Genomic DNA, 2255 nt, shown 5'->3' on the forward strand with positions numbered 1-2255 from the left:
CGCTCCAGTCCGCGTCGCACGCGATGCGGCCAAACGGACCGTCGACAGCCTCGGCGATCACGATCGTCCCCGGCTCGAGATCCGGTCCGAGACCGCCCGCCGTGCCGAAGCTGATCACGCCCGCCGCGCCGCGTTCCAGCGCGGCGTCGAGCGCGCGTTGCAGCAGATCGGCGCGCGCCGCGTAGACGGCCTCGATACCGTCGCCGCCCTTGCCTGCGGCGATGCTCGCCTCGAACGCCATGCCGGTCACGGCGATCACGGGCAGCGCGCCGCCCGCGCGCGGATTCAGTGCGGCCGCCATCGTCACAGACCGACCGTGACGCGCGTCGCGCCGTCGCGTTTGAGGTTGCGGTAGCGCGCGAGCGCCCACAGCGGGAAGAACTTGCGATAGCCGTGGTAGCGCAGATAGAACACGCGCGGGAAGCCGGTCGCGGTGAAGCGCGTTTCGTCCCAGAGGCCGTGGTCCTGCTGCGTCTGCTGCAGCCACGCGATGCCGCGCGCGACCGACGGATGATTCACTTCGCCCGCCGCCATCAGGCCGAGCAGCGCCCAGGCCGTTTGCGACGCCGTGCTCGTCGCGCGCTCGTAGCCGCGGTATTCTAGCTTGTAGCTGGTGCCGTCCTCGCCCCAGCCGCCGTCCTCGTTCTGGATCGAGATCAGCCACTGCGCCGCGCGTTTCATGCGCGGATCGGCGTGTTCGAGACCGGCCGCGTTCAGCGCGCACAGCGCCGTCCACGTGCCGTAGATGTAGTTCATGCCCCAGCGGCCGTACCAGCTGCCATCCGCTTCCTGCTCGTCGAGGATGTAGTTGTACGCGCGGCGCGCCGGCTCGCTCGCCACCGGCAGTTCGCCCATCTGCGCGAGCATCGACAGACAGCGGCCCGAGACGTCGGCAGTCGGCGGATCGAGCAGCGCGCCGTGGTCCGAGAACGGGATGTTGTTCAGATATTCGTGCGTGTTTTCCGGCTCGAACGCTCCCCAGCCGCCGTTGCTGCTCTGCATGCCGACCACCCACTCGCGGGCGCGCGACATCACCTCGGCGTAGGACTGGGTCTTGTCGAGCTTGTCGACGCGATCCATCGCGGCCACGACCACGGCCGTATCGTCGACGTCGGGGTAATGCGGATTCGCGTACTGGAACGCCCAGCCGCCCGGACGCACGTCGGGACGGCGCGAGATCCAGTCGCCGCGCACGTCGAGAATCTGCAGCGGACGCAGCCATTCGAGGCCGCGCCGCGCGCCTTCTTCGGCACGCGCGTCGCCGGTTTCGAGCAGCGCGTGCGCCGCCAGCGAGGTGTCCCACACGGGCGACAGACACGGTTGCACGTAGGCTTCGTCGGTGTGCACCGTGACGAGTTTTTCGACCGACTGGCGGGCAATCGCGCGATGCGGATGATCGGCCGGATAGCCGAGCACGTCGTACATCATCACGGCGTTGGCCATCGCCGGGAAGATCGCGCCGAGGCCGTCTTCGCCGTTCAGGCGTTCGTCGACGAAGGCCACCGCCGCGTCGATCGCGCGCTGGCGCAGATACGTCGGGAACAGCGGATCGGTCACGCGCAGCACGCCGTCCACGGCGCGGAAGAAGCCGAACCAGCCCTTGCTCTGATGCGGCGCGCGCTCGTTCAGACCGGTGGTGACGGGCGCGCTCAGGAACAGTTCGTCGATGCGCACGCCGCGCGGGTTCTTCGCGACCGGACGCTTCGCGCCGAGCACGAGCAGCGGCACGATCACCGTGCGCGCCCAGTACGAGACCTTCGAGAGATGGAACGGGAACCACTTCGGCAGCAGCGTGATTTCGACCGGCATCATCGGCACTGCGTACCACGTGACCACGCCGAACAGCGCGAGCAGGATGCGCGTGAACACGTTGGCTTTTTCCGCGCCGCCGGCCGCGAGAATCGCGTCGCGCGCGCGCACCATGTGCTCGGCGTCTTCGGCGTCGCCGATCATCTTGAGTGCGAAATACGCCTTGATGGTCGCGCTCACGTCCATGTCGCCGTCGGTGAACAGCGGCCAGCCGCCGCCGGGCAGCTGGATGCGGCGCAGGTAGCGCGCGATCTTCTGTTCGAGCTCGAGGTTCGCTTCCTCGCCCAGGTAGTGGACGAGCAGCACGTATTCGGCGGGAATCGTGGCGTCGGCTTCGAGTTCGTAGACCCAGTGGCCGTCGGCGCGCTGGTCGGCGAGGATCGCGTCGGTCGCGCGCGCAACGGCGGCGTCGAGGGTTCCGGCCGGCAACGCGGCGGCGCCGTCGT

1 protein-coding gene and 1 pseudogene are annotated in these 2255 nt (G+C 69.0%); both read right to left on the reverse strand.

Translation table 11 applies throughout. The features are described from left to right. A pseudogene (locus G3N97_RS38330) lies at nt 1–301 on the reverse strand (hypothetical protein); the annotation flags it as partial. A 2-nt stretch (nt 302–303) separates the two neighbouring features. Further along, a complete protein-coding gene (gene shc / locus G3N97_RS38335) occupies nt 304–2238 on the reverse strand; it encodes a squalene--hopene cyclase (RefSeq protein WP_205997931.1) in 1935 nt (644 codons plus the stop codon). Nucleotides 2239–2255: the final 17 nt, after the last annotated feature.

It is taken from the genome of Paraburkholderia sp. Ac-20347, assembly GCF_017104805.1.
Taxonomy (GTDB): domain Bacteria; phylum Pseudomonadota; class Gammaproteobacteria; order Burkholderiales; family Burkholderiaceae; genus Paraburkholderia; species Paraburkholderia tropica.